This window comes from Sediminicoccus sp. BL-A-41-H5, assembly GCF_050632405.1.
Taxonomy (GTDB): domain Bacteria; phylum Pseudomonadota; class Alphaproteobacteria; order Acetobacterales; family Acetobacteraceae; genus Roseococcus.
The window spans coordinates 564,061-580,803 of sequence record NZ_CP192601.1; the positions used below are offsets into that span (position 1 = coordinate 564,061).

General features: G+C 70.6%; 15 protein-coding genes. 12 read left to right on the forward strand and 3 right to left on the reverse strand.

Annotated features, from left to right (window positions below; translation table 11 throughout):
• Positions 1-3 precede the first annotated feature (3 nt).
• From ACQ860_RS02860 to ACQ860_RS02870, 3 genes are read left to right on the forward strand one after another with little or no spacing between them, the layout of a single operon-like run.
• Positions 4-1,704, forward strand: a complete 1,701-nt coding sequence (locus ACQ860_RS02860) for an N-acyl-D-amino-acid deacylase family protein (RefSeq protein WP_431301902.1) — start codon at positions 4-6, stop codon at positions 1,702-1,704.
• On the forward strand, positions 1,704-3,398 hold the full coding sequence (locus ACQ860_RS02865) for an N-acyl-D-amino-acid deacylase family protein (protein WP_431301903.1): 1,695 nt from the start codon (positions 1,704-1,706) through the stop codon (positions 3,396-3,398). The genes ACQ860_RS02860 and ACQ860_RS02865 overlap by 1 nt, the downstream gene beginning before the upstream one ends.
• Positions 3,398-4,336, forward strand: a complete 939-nt coding sequence (locus ACQ860_RS02870; protein WP_431301904.1) for a tripartite tricarboxylate transporter substrate-binding protein — start codon at positions 3,398-3,400, stop codon at positions 4,334-4,336. Before ACQ860_RS02865 ends, ACQ860_RS02870 begins: the two co-directional genes overlap by 1 nt.
• On the opposite strand, the gene ACQ860_RS02875 is transcribed toward ACQ860_RS02870, so the two are convergent.
• Positions 4,333-4,599 carry an accessory factor UbiK family protein gene (locus ACQ860_RS02875; protein ID WP_431301905.1) on the reverse strand — a complete coding sequence of 89 codons (267 nt, stop codon included), beginning with the start codon at positions 4,597-4,599 and terminating at the stop codon, positions 4,333-4,335. The two genes, ACQ860_RS02870 and ACQ860_RS02875, sit on opposite strands and share 4 nt — an antisense overlap.
• 47 nt (positions 4,600-4,646) lie before the next feature.
• Between ACQ860_RS02875 and rfaD the strand changes: the two genes are divergently transcribed.
• Positions 4,647-5,612 carry an ADP-glyceromanno-heptose 6-epimerase gene (rfaD, locus tag ACQ860_RS02880; protein WP_431301906.1) on the forward strand — a complete coding sequence of 322 codons (966 nt, stop codon included), beginning with the start codon at positions 4,647-4,649 and terminating at the stop codon, positions 5,610-5,612.
• On the opposite strand, the gene ACQ860_RS02885 is transcribed toward rfaD, so the two are convergent.
• Positions 5,599-6,387: an enoyl-CoA hydratase/isomerase family protein gene (locus ACQ860_RS02885; protein ID WP_431301907.1), complete on the reverse strand. Its 789-nt coding sequence runs from the start codon at positions 6,385-6,387 to the stop codon at positions 5,599-5,601. The two genes, rfaD and ACQ860_RS02885, sit on opposite strands and share 14 nt — an antisense overlap.
• A 104-nt stretch (positions 6,388-6,491) precedes the next feature.
• Here ACQ860_RS02885 and ACQ860_RS02890 point away from each other — a divergent pair, with 104 nt between their 5' ends.
• From ACQ860_RS02890 to ACQ860_RS02910, 5 genes are all read left to right on the forward strand, one after another.
• A complete protein-coding gene (locus ACQ860_RS02890; protein WP_431301908.1) occupies positions 6,492-7,463 on the forward strand; it encodes a Bug family tripartite tricarboxylate transporter substrate binding protein in 972 nt (323 codons plus the stop codon).
• 1 nt (position 7,464) lies between these two features.
• On the forward strand, positions 7,465-8,433 hold the full coding sequence (locus ACQ860_RS02895; protein ID WP_431301909.1) for a Bug family tripartite tricarboxylate transporter substrate binding protein: 969 nt from the start codon (positions 7,465-7,467) through the stop codon (positions 8,431-8,433).
• A 67-nt stretch (positions 8,434-8,500) separates the two neighbouring features.
• On the forward strand, positions 8,501-9,265 hold the full coding sequence (locus tag ACQ860_RS02900; RefSeq protein WP_431301910.1) for a substrate-binding domain-containing protein: 765 nt from the start codon (positions 8,501-8,503) through the stop codon (positions 9,263-9,265).
• A 73-nt stretch (positions 9,266-9,338) separates the two neighbouring features.
• Entirely contained in the window at positions 9,339-10,298 is a 960-nt protein-coding gene (locus tag ACQ860_RS02905; protein ID WP_431301911.1) for a Bug family tripartite tricarboxylate transporter substrate binding protein, read from the forward strand.
• Positions 10,295-11,176 (forward strand): SDR family oxidoreductase, encoded by an 882-nt coding sequence (locus ACQ860_RS02910; protein ID WP_431301912.1) that lies wholly within the window; start codon positions 10,295-10,297, stop codon positions 11,174-11,176. Before ACQ860_RS02905 ends, ACQ860_RS02910 begins: the two co-directional genes overlap by 4 nt.
• 51 nt (positions 11,177-11,227) lie before the next feature.
• On the opposite strand, the gene ACQ860_RS02915 is transcribed toward ACQ860_RS02910, so the two are convergent.
• A complete protein-coding gene (locus tag ACQ860_RS02915; protein WP_431301913.1) occupies positions 11,228-12,742 on the reverse strand; it encodes an AMP-binding protein in 1,515 nt (504 codons plus the stop codon).
• Positions 12,743-12,847: 105 nt separating this feature from the next.
• Here ACQ860_RS02915 and ACQ860_RS02920 point away from each other — a divergent pair, with 105 nt between their 5' ends.
• Genes ACQ860_RS02920 through ACQ860_RS02930 form a run of 3 tightly spaced genes read left to right on the forward strand, consistent with a single transcriptional unit; the run spans position 12,848 to position 16,702 of the window.
• Complete coding sequence (locus tag ACQ860_RS02920; protein WP_431301914.1) at positions 12,848-13,606, forward strand: SDR family NAD(P)-dependent oxidoreductase; 759 nt, start codon at positions 12,848-12,850, stop codon at positions 13,604-13,606.
• A gap of 12 nt (positions 13,607-13,618) precedes the next feature.
• Positions 13,619-15,340, forward strand: a complete 1,722-nt coding sequence (araD, locus tag ACQ860_RS02925; protein WP_431301915.1) for an L-arabinonate dehydratase — start codon at positions 13,619-13,621, stop codon at positions 15,338-15,340.
• The gene (locus ACQ860_RS02930; RefSeq protein ID WP_431301916.1) at positions 15,341-16,702 is read left to right on the forward strand and encodes an amidase; all 1,362 of its coding nucleotides are present in this window, start codon (positions 15,341-15,343) and stop codon (positions 16,700-16,702) included.
• Positions 16,703-16,743: the final 41 nt, after the last annotated feature.

Here is a 16,743-nt window from a genome sequence, read left to right on the forward strand (position 1 = left end):
TCCATGGCCGAAACGAGCCTCATCATCCGCGGCGGAACCCTGGTGGACGGCACGGGGGCGGCACCCTTCGACGCCGATCTGGCGATCAGCGGCGGCCGCATCGCGGCCATCGGGAAGAACCTGACAGTCCCGCGCGGCACTCCGGAACTCGATGCGCGCGGGCATCTCGTGACGCCGGGCTTCGTGGACATCCACACGCATTACGACGCGCAGGCGACCTGGACCTCGGAAATCCTCTCCTCCTCGCTGCATGGCGTCACCACGGCGCTGCTCGGCAATTGCGGCGTGGGCTTCGCGCCCTGCCGGCCCGAGGCCCGTGACATGCTGGTGAAGCTGATGGAGGGCGTGGAGGACCTGCCGGAGGTCGTGCTCACCGAGGGCCTTCCCTGGAACTGGGAAAGCTTTCCCGAGTATCTGAACGCGCTCGATGCCCGCCCCTATGACATGGACATCGCGACCCAGGTGCCGCATGCGGCATTGCGCGTGCATGTCATGGGCCGCCGCGGCTTCGAGCGGGAGCCGGCGACCGCCGAGGACCGGGCCGAGATGGCGCGCCTCGCGCGCGAGGGGATCGCGGCGGGCGCGCTCGGTTTCTCCACCTCCCGCGCCATCGCGCACAAGACGCTGGCGGGCGAACCCACGCCGACGCTGGGTGCCGCCGAGATCGAACTGGCCGAGATCGCGGCGGGGCTCGGAGGCGGCTGGATGCAGCTCATCTCCGATTTCGACGACCCGGCGGAGGAAGAGTGGGAGCGGCTGATGCGCATCGCGCGGCTGGCGAAGCGGCCCATGACCTTCTCCCTGCTGCAGCGTGAATCCCGCCCCGATTTCTGGCGCTGGCTGCTGGATCAGGTGAGCGCGGCCAATGCCCAGGGCATCCGCGTCACCGGCCAGGTGATGGGAAGGCCGGTCGGGCTGATGTTCGGCTGGGAACTCTCGCAGCATCCCTTCCTGACCCGCGCGGGCTTCCGCGAGGTGGCGCACCTGCCGATCGCCGAGCGCGTGGCCGCCCTGCGCGACCCCGCGCGCCGCGCCCGCATCCTGGCGGAACCCACGACGGACCCCGCGCTGCGCGCGCGCCTCAACAACTACGCCCGCATCTACAAGCTGACGCCGGACTACGAGCCGCCGCCCGAAGCGAGCGTGCTGGAGCAGGCGAAGCTGCAAGGCCGTGATCCGGAGGACCTCTGCTACGACTGGATGCTGGAGGAGGAGGGTCGCGCCATCCTCAACCGGCCGCTGCTGAACTACGCCCATGGCAATCTGGACGCGATCCGCGAAATGGTGACGCATCCGCATACGCTGATGGGCCTGGGCGATGGCGGCGCGCATGTGGGCTATATCTGCGATGCCTCGGCGCCGACCCATATGCTGACGCATTGGGCGCGGGACCGCGCGCGGGGCGGCAGGCTTCCGGTCGAGTTCGTCGTGAAGCGGCTGGCCGCCGACAATGCCGCGGCACTCGGCCTGATGGATCGCGGGCGGCTCGCGCCCGGGCTGCGCGCCGACCTCAACGTGATTGATTTCGACAATCTCGCCATCGAGCGGCCCAACATGCGCTACGACCTGCCCGCGGGCGGCAAGCGGCTGGTGCAGGGCGCCCGCGGCTATCGCGCGACACTCTGCGCGGGCGAGATCGTGCATGAACACGGAACGGCGACGGGCGCCCTGCCCGGCCGGCTCATTCGCGGAGGGAAGGCCTGATGTTCGATATCGTCATTCGCGGCGGCACGATCCTGGATGGCACCGGCGCGCCAGGCTTCCAGGGCGACGTCGCCATCCAAAGCGGGAAGATCGTCCAGGTCGGCGAGGTGCGCGGCAAGGGCGCCGAGGAGATGGACGCGACCGGGCTGCTGGTCACCCCCGGCTTCGTGGACATCCACACGCATTATGACGGCCAGGCGGTCTGGGACAGCCACCTGGCCCCCTCCGCCTGGCATGGCGTGACCACCGCGCTCATGGGCAATTGCGGCGTCGGCTTCGCGCCCTGCCGCGCCGAGGATCGGGACACGCTGATCGCGCTCATGGAAGGCGTGGAGGATATCCCCGGCCCCGTGCTGCATGAAGGGCTGAACTGGTCCTGGGAGAGCTTCCCCGAATACCTGAACGCGCTGGAGCGCAAGGCGCGCGACATTGATATCGGCGCGCTGCTGCCGCATGGCGCGCTGCGCGTGCATGTGATGGGCGAGCGAGCGCTGAGCCTGGAGAACGCCACGCCGGACGAGATCGCGCGGATGCGTGCGCTGACGGCGGAAGCGGCGGCGGCCGGGGCCTTCGGCGCCAGCACCAGCCGCACCATCAGCCACAAGACGCTGGCCGGCGACCCGACACCCACGCTCAAGGCCCAGGAGGATGAGCTGATCGGCCTCGCTGCCGGTCTTACCGAGGGTGGTGGCGGGCTGCTGGAGATGGTCTCCGACTGGAACACGCCGGACCCGGGCACGGAATTCGCCATGGTGCGCCGCGTGGCCGTCGCCTCCGGCCGGCCCATCGTCTTCTCGCTGACCGCGCGGCATGACCGCACCGAGGCCTGGAAGGAGCTTCTCGCCCTCTCCGATGAGGCGGCGGAGAATGGGCTCGACATCCGGCCGGTCTTCCCGCCGCGGCCCATCGGCATCCTGCTGGGGCTGGTGGGTTCGCAGAACCCCTTCTCCGGCTGCCCCTCCTACAAGGAGGTGGCGCATCTGCCGCCGGCCGAGCGCGCCGCCGCCCTGCGCGAGCCCGGCCGCCGCGCGCGCATCCTCAGCGAGGACCGCATCGCCGGCTCCAACTTCCCGCTCATCACCCGGCTGCATTGGGCGCGCATGTTCCCCTTCGGCGCGCCGCCCGACTACGCGCCGCCGCGCGAAAAGAGCCTGGAAGCCCAGGCCGAGCGCGAGGGCCGCCAGCCCGAAGAGGTCGCCTATGACCTGCTGACCGAGGGCGATGGCACCAACTTCATCTTCGCGCCGCTCACCAATTTCGCGGATTACACGCTGGACGCGTCCGCCGAGTGTTTGCGTCACCGCAACGCCATCATCGGCCTCTCGGACGGCGGCGCGCATGTGGGCTTCATCTCGGATGGTTCCTTCCCGACCTTCGTTCTGATGCATTGGGGCCAGCGGGGCTTCCCGATGGAGGAACTGATCCGCCGCCAGACCAGCGACACGGCGCGGGCCATGGGACTCACCGATCGCGGCGTGCTGGCGCCGGGGATGCTGGCCGATGTGAACCTGATCGCCGAGAAGGAACTGGGCCTGCTGCCGCCGCGCATGGTCCATGACCTGCCGGCGGGCGGGCGGCGGCTGCTGCAGGCGCCATCCGGCTACCGGGCCACGATCAAGCGCGGTGTCGTCACCTATCGCAACGGGGTCGCGACCGGCGCCTTGCCCGGGCAGCTGCTGCGGCGGGGGCGGTGATGCGCTGGCTGGCGCTCTGGCTGGCGCTGCTGGCGGGCCCGGCCTTCGCGCAGACGCGGCCGATCACGCTCATCGTCCCCTTCGCGGCGGGCGGCGCCACGGATGCCATCGCGCGGCTGGTGGGCGAGCATATGGGCCGCACCCTCGGCCAGGTGGTGGTGGTGGAAAATGTGGCCGGCGCGGGTGGCTCGATCGGCTCCGAGCGCGTGGCCAATTCGGCGCCGGATGGGCAGACCATCCTGATCAACCAATTGGCGCTGCTGGCGGCCCCCGGCCTGATCCCCAACCTCCGCTTCGACACACGCACCGCCTTCGCGCCCGTGGGCCTGGTCAACACCGGCCCCACGGTGCTCTCGGCGCGGCGCGGGCTCGAGCAGCCGCTCGCCTGGCTGCGGGCGCAGGGTGAGCGGGCCAACATCGGCCATGGCGGGCTTGGCACCAGCGGGCATCTCTGCGCGCTGCAACTGGCCCAGGCGCTCGGCATTCCGGTGACGCTCGTCACCTATCGCGGCGGCGGACCTGCCATGAATGACCTGGTGGCGGGCAGCATTGATCTCCTCTGCGACCAATCCACCAACGCGATCCCGCAGCTCACGGCCGGCAACATCCAGGGTGTCCTGGTCACGTCATCCGCGCGGCTGCCCTCCATCCCGACGGTGCCGACCTCGGCCGAGGCGGGCGTGCCTGGGGTGAACCTGCATGTCTGGCACGGACTCTATGTGGCGCGCGGGACGCCGCCCGAGATCATCAATCGGCTGAACGCGGCGCTGCGGGCCGCGGTGACGGACCCCGCCATCGTCGCCCGCTTCGCACAGCTCGGCACCACGCCCTTCCCAGCAGCCGACCAGACGCCCGAACGCCATGGCGACCTATTCGCAGTCGAGTTGGAGCGGATCACGAAGCTCTTGGCAGATGCCGGCGTCCGCCCCGGGGGTTAACCGGCGGCTTTGAGGGCCGCGATCTCGGCCTCCAGCGCCGCGACGCGCGCCTCCAGCGCCTCGGCATGGGCGCGGGCGCGGCGGGCCACTTCCATGGCGGCGTCGAGATCCTCGGCGCGGGCCAGTTCCAGCTTGCGCACCATCGCCTCGGCCTGGGCGCGGGCCATGGCTTCCATCTCCGCGCGCAGCCCCGCGAAGACGGAGAAGGCGCCCCCGGCCATCCCGGCCAGGTCATCCAGTCGCTGGCGACCATCCTTGCGCATCGAAACCCCTCCTTGCTGCGGCATGGCAGGCGTTCTAACCCGCAACCATGATTCTCGTCACCGGCGGCGCCGGCTTCATCGGTTCGAACCTTGTCGCAGCTCTTACCGCCCGTGGCGAGGAGGTGGTGGTGCTCGACTGGCTCGGCAAGGATGAGAAGTGGCGCAACCTGGAGGGCGCGGTGCTGGCCGGGCTGCTGCCGCCCCCGGAGCTGGACGCCGCCCTGGCGCTGCGTCCGCGCGCCGTGGTGCATCTGGGCGCGATCAGCGCGACGACGGAGACGGATGGGGACCTCGTCGCCGCCTCCAACCTCACCCTCTCGCTGAAGCTCTGGGACTGGTGCGCCGCACAGGCTGTGCCCCTCATCTACGCCTCCTCGGCCGCCACCTATGGTGATGGGGACCAAGGCTTCGAGGATGGCGAGACGCCCGAAGAGCTTTCGCGCCTCAGGCCCCTCAACCTCTATGGCTGGTCCAAGCACGCCTTCGACCGGCGCGTGGCGCAGATGCTGGCGCTCGGCCGGCCGAAGCCGCCGCAATGGGCGGGGCTCAAGTTCTTCAACGTCTATGGGCCGCGCGAGGGGCACAAGGGCCGCATGGCGAGCGTGGCCCTGCACAAGTACCGCGAGATCCTGACCGGCGCGCCCGCGCGCCTCTTCGCCTCCGATCGCCCCGGCATCGCGGATGGCATGCAGTCGCGCGATTTCGTGAATGTCGGCGATTGCGTGCGCGTGATGCTCTGGCTGCTGGACAACCCGGGCGTCTCCGGCCTGTTCAACTGCGGCAGCGGGCAGGCGCGCAGCTTCCTCGACCTCACGCGCGCGGTCTTCGCGGCGCTGAACCTGCCCGAACGCATCGAGTTCATGCCCATGCCGGCCGATCTCGCCGGCAAGTACCAGTATTTCACCGAGGCGCCGATGGCGAAGCTGCGTCAGGCCGGCTATCCGCACCCGCCCACGCCGCTGGAACAGGGGGTCGCGGATTACGTGGCATGGCTGAAGACTACTTCCCCTTGAATGCCGGCTTGCGCTTCTCGTTGAAGCTCGCGATGCCCTCATGCCGGTCCTCGGTGCCGACCAGGCGGTTATAGGCCTCGATCTCGAAGCGGAAGGCCGTCCGCACGTCCATCTGCAACCCGTAATGGATGCTCTTCTTGGCTTGGCGCACCGAGAGCGGCGCGTTCTCGGCGATGCGTGAGGCGGTCTCGATCGCGGCCGGGAAGAGATCGTCCGCCGGATACACGGCGTTGAGGATGCCCCAGTCCAGCGCCTGCTGCGCGGTGAAGGGGCGCCCCGTGAGGATGATCTCCTTCGCGCGCCGCTCGCCCACCGCGCGCGGCAGGTTCTGCGTGCCGCCGGCGCCCGGCATGATGCCGATGGTGACTTCCGTCAGCGCGAAGCGCGAGCCCTCCGCGCCATAGGCGAAGTCCGACGCCAGAACCATTTCCAGCCCGCCCGCATAGGCATGGCCGTTCACGGCGGCGATGACGGGGATGGGGCAGTCCATCAGCGCCCAATAGGCGCGCTCGAAGATTTCATGCTGTGCCTGCCACTGGGCATCCGTCATCCCCAGCCGCTCCTTCAGGTCGCCGCCGGCGCAGAAGGCGCGCCCGCCCGTGCCGGTGAAGACGACGCAGCGGATGCCGCGCGCATCCTCGGTCAGTGCGGTCCAGAGCGCCAGCAGGTCCCGGCCCATCTGCGTGTTCAGGGCATTGGCCACCTCGGGCCGGTTGAGGCGCACGATGAGCAGATGCGGCGCCTGGAACTCCAGCGCCAGCGTCTCGAATTGCATGAAGTTTGCTCCTCCTTCGCGGCGCGCATTTGGCGCCGCGCAAAGCCTCTTGCGCAAGCCGTGGCCCGGCCGCTATGCGCGCATGAACTCCGGGAGAGAAACTCATGATCCAGCGTCGCGCGGCCCTCGCCGCCCCCTTCCTGTTCGCCGCCGCCTCCGCCTCGGCCCAGCCGGCCTGGCCGAGCCGCCCCGTCCGTGTCGTCATCCCCTGGCCGCCCGGCCAGGCGACGGACCTCGCCGCCCGCATCGCCGCGCAGCACCTCTCCGAAACCCTCGGCCAGCCCTTCGTGGCCGAGAACCGCGCGGGCGCCGGCGGCATGATCGGCACGGACCAGGTGGCCAAGGCCGCCCCCGACGGCCATACGCTGCTCGCCGCCTCGACCGGGCCCATCGTCACCTCGCCGCTCGTCCAGCGCACGGCCTACAATGCCGAGCGCGACTTCGCCGAGGTCTCCATTACCGGCATGTCGCCTTATCTGCTGGTGGTGCCGCCCAACTTCCCGGCCCGCACGGCCGAGGAGTTCGTGGCCCTGCTGCGCGCCCGCCCCGGGCATTACAGCTTCTCCTCCTCCGGCACGGGCGCGACCGCGCATGTGGTTGCCGCCTGGTTCCACGCGCTGGCCGGCGTGGATGTCGTGCACGTGCCCTTCGCCGGCAGCGGCCCCGCGCTGACGGCGGTCGTGGGCGGGCATGTGAATTATTCCGTCGAGACCCTGGCCGCGACCGGCCCGCTGATCCGCAATGGCAGCCTCCGCGCGCTCGGCATCTCCTTCAAGAACGGCTCCACCCTGGTGCCCGACGTGCCGCCGCTGGCGCGCCTGCCGGGCATGCAGGATTACGACGCCGGCGCCTGGATCGGCCTGATGGCGCCCGCCGGCACGCCGCGCGCGATCATCGACCGGATTGACGCCGAGATCGGCCGCGCGATGCAGGGTGGCGAGATGCGCGAACGACTGGCCACCGCGGGCCTTGAGCCCGTGTACCATGGCGCGGACGGCATGAAGGCGTACATCGCGAACCAGCGCCGCGGCTTCGCGACGGCCATCCGTGCCGCCAACATCCGGATCGACGGCTGAGATGCTCGCGCGCCGCAGCCTCCTCGCCGCCCCCGCGCTGCTGGCCGGCACGGCGGCCGCGCAAGCGCCCTACCCCAACCGCCCCGTGCGCGTGATCATCCCCTGGCCGCCCGGCCAGGCGACGGACCTCGCCGCCCGCGTCATGGCCCAGCGCCTCACCGAGACGCTGGGCCAGCCCTTCGTGGCCGAAAACCGGGCGGGCGCCGGGGGCCTGATCGGTACGGACCAGGTCGCGAAGGCCACGCCCGATGGCTATACGCTGCTGGCCGCCTCCACCGGGCCCATCGTGACCTCGCCGCTCGTGCAGCGCGTGCCCTTCAATGCCGAGCGCGATTTCGCGCCCATCTCCATCACCGGCATCGCGCCGCTGGTGCTGGTGGTGCCGCCCAACTTCCCGGCGCAGAATGCCGCCGAGTTCATCGCGCTGCTCAAGGCCAATCCGGGGCGCTACACCTTCTCCTCCTCCGGCACGGGCGCCACGGCGCATATCATCGCCTCCTGGTTCCACGCTCTGGCCGGCGTCGACGTCGTGCACGTGCCCTTCGCCGGCAGCGCGCCGGCGCTGACCGCCGTGATGGGCGGGCATGTGAACTACTCGATCGAGACGGTGGCCGCCGCCGGTGCGGCCATGCGCAACGGGCAGCTGCGCGCGCTCGGCATCTCCTTCCGCAACGGCTCCTCGCTGGCGCCGGGCGTCCCGCCGCTGGCCGCGCTGCCGGGGCTTGGCGCCTTCGATGGTGGTGCCTGGATCGGCCTCATGGCGCCGGCCGGCACGCCCGCCAGCGTCATCGAGCGCATTGACGGCGAGGTGGGCCGCGCCATGCAGCTGCCCGAGATCCGCGAGCGCGTCGCCGCCTCCGGCCTGGAGCCCGACTATCGCAACGCGAGCGCGATGGCGACCTACATCACGACGCAGCGCGCGGCCTTCGCCGAGGCGATCCGGGTGGCGAACATCCGCATCGAGGGCTGACGCCCCTCCCCCGCTTGCGTGCGACGCCCACCCGGCGAAGACTGCGCGCAAGACGAGGGAGGAAGCCATGTTGCAACGTCGCCTGTTCCTGGGGCTGGGGCTCGCCGGGCTGCTGCCCGCGGCCTCCCGCGCCGCCGCGCCGCTCCAGGTGATGACCTCGGGCGCCTTCACCGCGCCCTTCGAGATCCTGGCGCCGCGCTTCACCGCCGAGACCGGCCACGCGATCGAGACCATCCGGGGCGCCTCCATGGGCGTGGCCCCCGATGCCCTGCCCAACCGCCTCGCCCGCGGCGAGCGCGCCGATGTGGTGATCCTCGCGCGCGGCTCGCTCGACGGCCTGGTCCGGGCGGGGCATGTCCGCCCCGGCAGCGAGCGGGACCTCGTGCACTCCGCCATCGCCATGGCGGTGCGCGCCGGCGCGCCGCATCCGCGAATCGGCACCGTGGAGGAGTTCCGCCAGGCGCTGCTGGACGCGCGGAGCATCGGCTATTCCTCCAGCGCCAGCGGCGTCTATCTCTCCACCGAGCTGTTTGCGCGCCTCGGCATCTCGGAGCAGATGCAGGGCAAGGCGCGCCAATTCCCGCGCTGGGTGGGGCGCGAGGTCGCGAACGGCGTGGTCGAGATCGGCTTCCAGCAGATGAGCGAGCTGCTGCCCATCCCGGGCATCGAGATCGTGGGGCCCCTGCCAGCGCCGCTCCAGCGCGTCACCACCTTCTCGGCCGGGATCGGCGCACGCTCCGAGCAGCCGGAGGCGGCACTGGCCTTGATCCGCTTCCTGGCCTCGCCCGCCGCGCAGGCGGTTTCGCGGGCGGCGGGGCTCGATCCCGCCTGACGCTTCGTGCTGGCATCGCCGCGCCAAATCGGCGATGAAGAGTTCTTCATAAAAGACTACGGGAGACGCCAAGATGAACCGCCGCCAATTGCTGGCCAGCGCCCTCGCCACGCCCGCCCTGCTGCCGGGCCTGGCGGCCGCGCAGGCCTTTCCCAACCGGCCCATCACCATCCAGATCAGCTTCCCCGCGGGCGGCGCCACCGATGTGCAGATGCGCAGCTTCGCCGAGGCCGCGACGCGCGCCATGGGCCAGCAGGTGATCATCGAGAACCGGCCCGGCGGCGGCGGCACGCTGCCGGCCGCCAACATGCGCAACGCCCGGCCCGACGGCTACACGCTCGCGCAATTCGCGCTGCCCGCCATCCGCCTGCCCTTCATGCAGCGCATGGCCTTCAACCCGCGCACCGACTTCACGCCCATCATCCACGTCACCGGCTATCTCTTCATGGTCTGCGTGCGGGCCGAAAGCCCCTACAAGACCTGGGCCGACCTCGTCGCCGATGCGCGGCGCCGGCCGGGCGAGGTGAAGATCGGCAATACGGGCGCCAATGGCACGCCGCACCTCACCCTGATCGAGCTTGCGGCGCGCGAGCGGATCGAGGTGCTGCACGTGCCCTTCCGCGGCGAGGGCGATGCCGTGCCGGCGCTCATCGGCGGCCATATCGACGCCTCGGGCACCGGCTCGGGCGTGCTGCAGCTCATCCAGGACGGGCAGTTGCGCGCGCTGAACGTCTGGCCGCGCGCGCGCTCGCCCAAGCTGCCCAACGTGCCGACGCTGATCGAGCTCGGCTACCAGGACATGGTGGTGACCTCGCCCTACGGGATCGTGGGCCCGCAGGGCATGGACCCCGAGATCGTCCGCCGGCTGCATGACGGCTTCCGTATCGCGCTGCACGACCCGGCGCATATCGCCACGCTGGAGCGGCTCGACATGCCGCTGGAATATCTCAACAGCGCGGACTACGGCCGCTTCATCCAGGAGACGGCGAATTACGAGGAAGCGCGCGTGAAGCGCCTGGGCCTCGGCCTGTGATCTTCGCGGGCGATCTGTTTGCCGGCAAGCGCGTGCTGATCACCGGCGGCGGCACCGGCCTCGGGCGCATGATGGCCGAGCATCTGCTCGGTCTGGGTGCCGCGGTCGAAATCTGGGGCCGTCGCGCTTCGGTGCTGGAGGAGACGGTGGCGGCGATGAACGCCGCCCATCCCGGCCGCGCGCGTTTCCAGGCGGTGGACATCAAGGACGCCGATGCGGTGGACGCCGCCATCCAGGCGAGCTTCGACGTCGGCCATGGCCCCACGCATCTCATCAACAACGCCGCCGGCAATTTCATCAGCCGCACGGAGGATCTCTCGCCGCGCGGCTTCCGCGCCGTCTCGGAGATCGTCTTCAACGGCACCTTCCATGTGACCCAGGCGCTGGGCAAGCGCTGGATCGCGGCGGGCCAGCCGGGCGCCGTGGTCTCCATCACCGTCACCTGGGTCTGGACCGGCGCGCCCTTCGTGGTGCCGTCCGCCATGAGCAAGGCGGGGGTGGATGCGATGACGAAGTCGCTCGCGCTCGAATGGGGCCGCTACGGCATCCGGCTGAACGGCATCGCGCCCGGCCTGATCCCGACGGAGGGGATGCTGGCGCGCATCCGCCCTGGCGCCGAAGATCCTGTCGGCAAGGCGGTGGCGAAGAACCCGATGCGCAAGGGCGGCACGGGGGAGGATCTCGGCAATCTCGCGGCCTTCCTGCTCTCGGATGGCGCGCGCTGGATCAGCGGGCAGACGGTGGCGCTGGATGGCGGCAATTGGCTCGCGAATGGCGCGGGCAACTACAATGACTACACCGCCTGGGGCGATGCGGAGTGGGCCGAGGCCCGCGCGCGCATCAAGGCGCGGAATGACGAGGACAAGGCGAAGCGGTAGCGAGGTGCAGGAGGCCAGCCTCCTGCTGGGGGTTGAGGGGGCGAAGCCCCCTCAGAGATAGCGTTCCTTCAACACGCGCCGCAGCAGCTTCCCCGCCTCGCTGCGCGGCAATTCGTCGAGGAACTCCACGGCCCGCGGCACCTTGGGGCCCGCCAGCTCGCGCCGGCACAGCGCGATCAGTTCCTCGGCGAGCGCCGCATCGCCCGTGCCGCCGCGGGGCACCACCAGCGCGCGCGGGCGCTCCCCGAACTCCTCATCCTTCACGCCGATCACGGCCACCTCGCTCACGCGCGGATGCGTCATCAGCACCGCCTCGATCTCGGCCGGGTAGATGTTCACCCCGCCCGAGAGGATGAGGTCCGCCCGTCGGTCGGAGAGGAAGAGGAAGCCTTCCGCATCCAGCCAGCCCAGGTCATGCAGCGTGGCCCAGCCGCGCTCATTATAGGCGGCCGCGGTCTTCTCCGGGTCGTTATGGTAGGCGAATTTCGCGCCGCCCTCGAACCAGATCCGGCCCGTCTCGCCGGGCGGCAGCGGATGGCCCTCATCGTCCAGGATGTGCACGCGGCCATAGGCGGGGCGCCCCACGCTGCCGGGCTTGGTGAGCCAGGTCTCGCTGTCGATGAACACCGTGCCGATGCCCTCGCTGCCTGCGTAATACTCACGGATGACCGGCCCCCACCATTCGATCATCGCGCGCTTCACCGGCACCGGGCATGGCGCGGCCGCATGGATGGCGCAGCGGTGCGAAGAGAGGTCGTGCCGGGCCCGCACCTCCCCCGGCAGGGCCAGCATCCGCACGAACATGGTGGGCACCCATTGGCTGTGGGTGATGCGGTGTTCCGCGATCAGGGCAAGGCAGCGCTCCGCGTCGAACTTGCGCAGGATCACCGCCGTGCCGCCATGGTCCATCGCGCGCTGCACATAGCGGTTGGGGGCGGCGTGATAGAGCGGCGCAGGCGAGAGATAGACCGTCGCCTCGTCAAATCCGTAGAAGCCCTTCCAGGTCATGTCGAATTCCGGCTTCAGCCGGTCGGCGAAGGGGATCGGCGGGCGGCGGATGCCCTTGGGCAGGCCCGTGGTGCCGGAGGAGTAGAGGAATTCCCGCCCCAACGGCCGCTCGCCCGGCGGCCAGGTCCTGGGCTGGCCGGTGCGCAGCGCGTCCAGCGGCGTGAAGCCGGTGATGGCGCCGCCCGCGCTGTAGCGATGCGGCACCTCGGACAGGTCGAGCGCGGCCACCAGCTCGCCCAGCGTGGAGGAGGCGACCAGCAGCCGCGCCCCGGAATCGCGCAGCACATGCGCCACCTCATTGGGCCGCAGATGGATGGAGAGCGGCGTCACCATCAGCCCCGCCCGCTTCGCGCCATAGGTAAGCCAGAGGAATTCCGGACCGTTTTCCAGCAGCAGCGCGATTCCCTCGCCCGGCTGCAGGCCGAGCGCCACCAGCCCATTCGCGATCTGGTTCGCCGCCGCATCGAGCTGCCCGAAGCTCAGCGCCTCGCCCGTATCGGGGAAGATGGCGCAGATCTTATCGGGCCAGCACGCGGCATTCTGGGCCAGCAGCGGCATGGGCGCTTCCTCGTTGTTCCTCACCGCAAACTTCCGCGTCCTGGCGGGTTGCGTCAATGCGGCATGCATGGTGCGCTCCCCCCCACACACCGAGGGAGGAATCAGATGGATGTGAAGGGTGCTGTCGCGATCGTGACGGGTGGGGCCTCCGGCCTTGGCTTGGCCAGCGCGAAGCGTCTCGCCGCCGCGGGCGCCAAGGTGATGATCGTGGACCTCGCGACCTCCCCGGGTGCGGCGGTGGCGGCCGAACTGGGCGGTGGCTTCGCGGTGGCCGATGTGGGCGATGAGGCGAGCATGACGGCGGCCGTCGCGGCGGCCGAGGCGATGGGCCCGGTGCGCGTGCTGGTGCATTGCGCGGGCCGTGGCGGCGCGCTGCGCATCCTGGAGAAGGACGGCACGCCGGGCAGCCTCGCCCACTACGCCGAGATCATCCGCGTGAACCTGACCGGCAGCTTCAACGCGCTGCGCCTCGCCGCCGCGGCCATGGCGAAGAATGACGCCGTGGAGGGCGAGCGCGGCGTCTGCATCCTGACCGCCTCCATCGCCGGCATCGAGGGGCAGATCGGCCAGATCCCCTATGCCTCCTCCAAGGCCGGCGTCATCGGCATGACGGTGGTGGCGGCGCGCGACCTCGCCAGCAAGGGCATCCGCGTCTGCACCATCGCGCCCGGCATCTTCGACACGCCCATGCTCCAGCGCCTGCCGGATGCGGTGAAGGCCTCGCTGGCCGCTGGCGTCCCCAACCCGCATCGCCTGGGCAACCCGGATGAGTATGCGAGCCTCGCCATGAGCATCGTGGGCAATGCCTATCTGAACGGCGAGACCATCCGCCTCGACGGCGCGCTGCGCATGGCCCCGCGCTGAAAGCCTGATCCGATGACGAAGAAGCCCGAGGACCTCCGCAGCCATCGCTGGTTCGGTGTCGAGACCATGCGCAGCGCCAATCATCGCTCGCGCCTCATGCAGCTCGGCTTCGGCCAGCCGGAATTCCGGGGCAAGCCCGTCATCGGCATCATCAACACCTGGTCGGACCTGATGCATTGCCACGGCCATTTCCGCGAGCGCGCGCAGGATGTGAAGCGCGGCGTGTGGCAGGCCGGCGGCGTGCCCATGGAAATCCCGGCCATGGCCCTGCCCGAGGTGTTCCAGAAGCCCTCCACCATGCTCTACCGCAACTTCCTGGCGATGGAGACGGAGGAGATCGCGCGCAGCCTCCCGCTCGATGGCCTCGTGCTGATGGGCGGCTGCGACAAGACGGGGCCCGCGCTGATCATGGGCGCGATCAGCATGGGCATCCCGGCGATCTATGTCCCGGCCGGGCCCATGCTGCGCGGCAATTGGCGCGGCAAGAAGCTGGGCTCGGGCAGCGATGTCTGGAAGTATTATTCCGAGCTGCGCGCGGGCACGATCGCGCAATCGGACTGGAACGAGATGGAGGCGGGCCTTTCCCGCTCCGCCGGCACCTGCATGACCGCGGGCACGGCCAGCACCATGGCCATCGCGGCCGAGGCGCTGGGCCTGACGCTGCCGGGGGCCGCCAGCATCCCGGCCGTGGATTCCGCGCATCCCCGTATGGCCGCCGCCGCCGGTTCGCGCATCGTCTCGATGGTGTGGGAGGATCTGACCATCACGAAGCTGCTGGACCAGCGCAGCCTCGACAATGCGGTGGCGGCGACCATGGCCTTCGGCGGCTCCACCAACGCTATCCCGCACCTCATCGCGATCGCGCGCCGCGCGGGCATCGCGATGGATCTGGAGCGCTTCGACGCCATCAGCGCGCGTGTGCCGCTGATCGCCAATCTGCGCCCGAACGGCGACACGCATCTGATGGAGGATTTCTTCTACGCGGGCGGCAGCCGCGGCTTCCTGGCCACGCTGGCGCCGCATCTGGCGCTGGATGCGGTGACCGTGAACGGCACGCTGGGCGCGCAGATCGCGGGCGCCGAGGTCCATGACCGCGACGTGATCCGCCCCCTCGACAATCCCTTCTACCCGGAGGGCGGTGTCGCCATCCTGCGCGGCTCGCTCGCCCCCGATGGCGCCGTCATCAAGCACAGCGCGGCGAGCCCGGAAAAGCTGCGCCACACCGGCCCGGCCGTGGTCTTCGAGGACTACAACGACCTCGATGCGCGGCTGGATGACCCGAACCTCAACGTGACGGCCGACAGCGTGCTCGTGCTGCGCCAGGCGGGACCGCAGGGCGGGCCGGGCTTCCCCGAATGGGGCATGATGCCCATCCCGAAGAAGCTCCTGGCGCAGGGCGTGCGCGACATGGTCCGCGTCTCCGATGCCCGCATGTCCGGCACCAGCTACGGCACCTGCGTGCTGCATGTGGCGCCCGAAGCGGCGCTCGGCGGGCCGCTCGCTTTGGTGCGCGATGGCGACATGATCTCGCTCGACGTGCCGGGCCGGCGCATCGACCTGCTGGTGGACGAGGCGGAACTCGCCGCCCGACGCGCCGCCTGGAGGCCGCGCGTCGAACCCCAGCAGCGCGGCTGGACGGCGCTGTACCAGCGCAGCGTCGGCCAGGCCGATACGGGCTGCGACCTCGACTTCCTGGAACGCGGGGAGCCGACCCCCGAGCCGGAGATCCATTGAATGCCCAGCTACCACCCGAAGACCTTCGCCGGCCTCACCTGGCATGACGCCACCGCCGGCTTCCGCGAGGGGCGCGACAGCCCCCGCGCCTATCTGGAGCGCTGCCTCGGCATGATCGCCGCGCGCGAGGAGGATCTGCGCGCCTTCGTCGTCTATGACCCCGACTTCGCGCGCCAGCACGCCGATGACAGCACGGCGCGCTGGCAGGCGGGACAGCCGCTCTCGCCGATTGATGGCATGCCCATCGGCATCAAGGACCTGATCGAGACGAAGGATTTCCCGACGCAGATGGGCTGCGCCGCCTATGCCGGGAATTTCCCGCGCCGCGATTCCGCGATGATCCAGGCGCTCAAGCAGGCGGGCGCCATCATCCTCGGCAAGACCGTCACGACCGAACTCGGTCAGAGCGAGCCGGGGCCGACCAGGAATCTCTTCGATGCCACGCGCACGCCGGGCGGCTCCTCCTCCGGCTCCGCCGCCGCCGTCGCCGCAGGCATGGTGCCGGCGGCCATCGGCACGCAGGTGGGCGGCTCCATCATCCGCCCCGCCGCCTTCTGCGGGAACATCGCCCTCAAGCCCACGCAGGGCGGCATCCATCGCGGCGAGCGCCAGGGCTCCAGCCAGAGCACCGCCGGCGTGCATGCCAACAGCTACGAGGACATGTGGCAGGTCGCCATCGAGATCGCGAAGCGGGCGGGCGGTGATCCCGGCACGCTGGGCCTGGTCGGCCCCGAGACGCCGCCGCACCCCGCCCGCCCCGAGCGGCTGGGCCTGCTGAAAACCGAGGCCTGGTCCATGCTGCGCCCGGCCGAGCGGGAAGCCTTCGAGGCGCTGCTCCAGCGCATCAGCGCCCTCGGCATCCCCGTGCTCACCGACCATCCCGCGCTGGCGGCGCTGGAGCGCATCGCGGCCCAGGGCAAGGCGGTGACGGCGGTGATCGTGGGCTTCGAGAATCGCTGGTCCCTGCTGAACCTGGAAGCCAACCACCCGGGTGGCCTCAGCGCCCGCGCCATCGCGCGGCTCCGCGCCTCCGAGGCGCTGACCGCCGAGGATTACCGCGCCGCACTCGCCACGCGCGAGGAGATGCGCGCGGCCATGGCGCGCCTCGCCCCCGTGGTGGATGCGCTGATCGCCCCCGCCGCCCCCGGCATCGCGCCGCTCTGGGACCCGGAGGACACGCAGAACCCCCGCCCCACCGGCGACATCGCGGCCAATGCCGCGACCTCGGCGCTGGGCGTGCCCTGCGTGACGCTGCCGGTGATGGCCGTCGAGGGCATGCCCTGGGGCGCGCAGATCATCGGCCAGGCGCATCAGGATGCGCGGACCACGGCGATCGCGCATTGGCTGCATCGGGCGCTGTAGAAGCGCGGTTTCGGACGAATAAGTCTGGTCTTGGCGTGGGG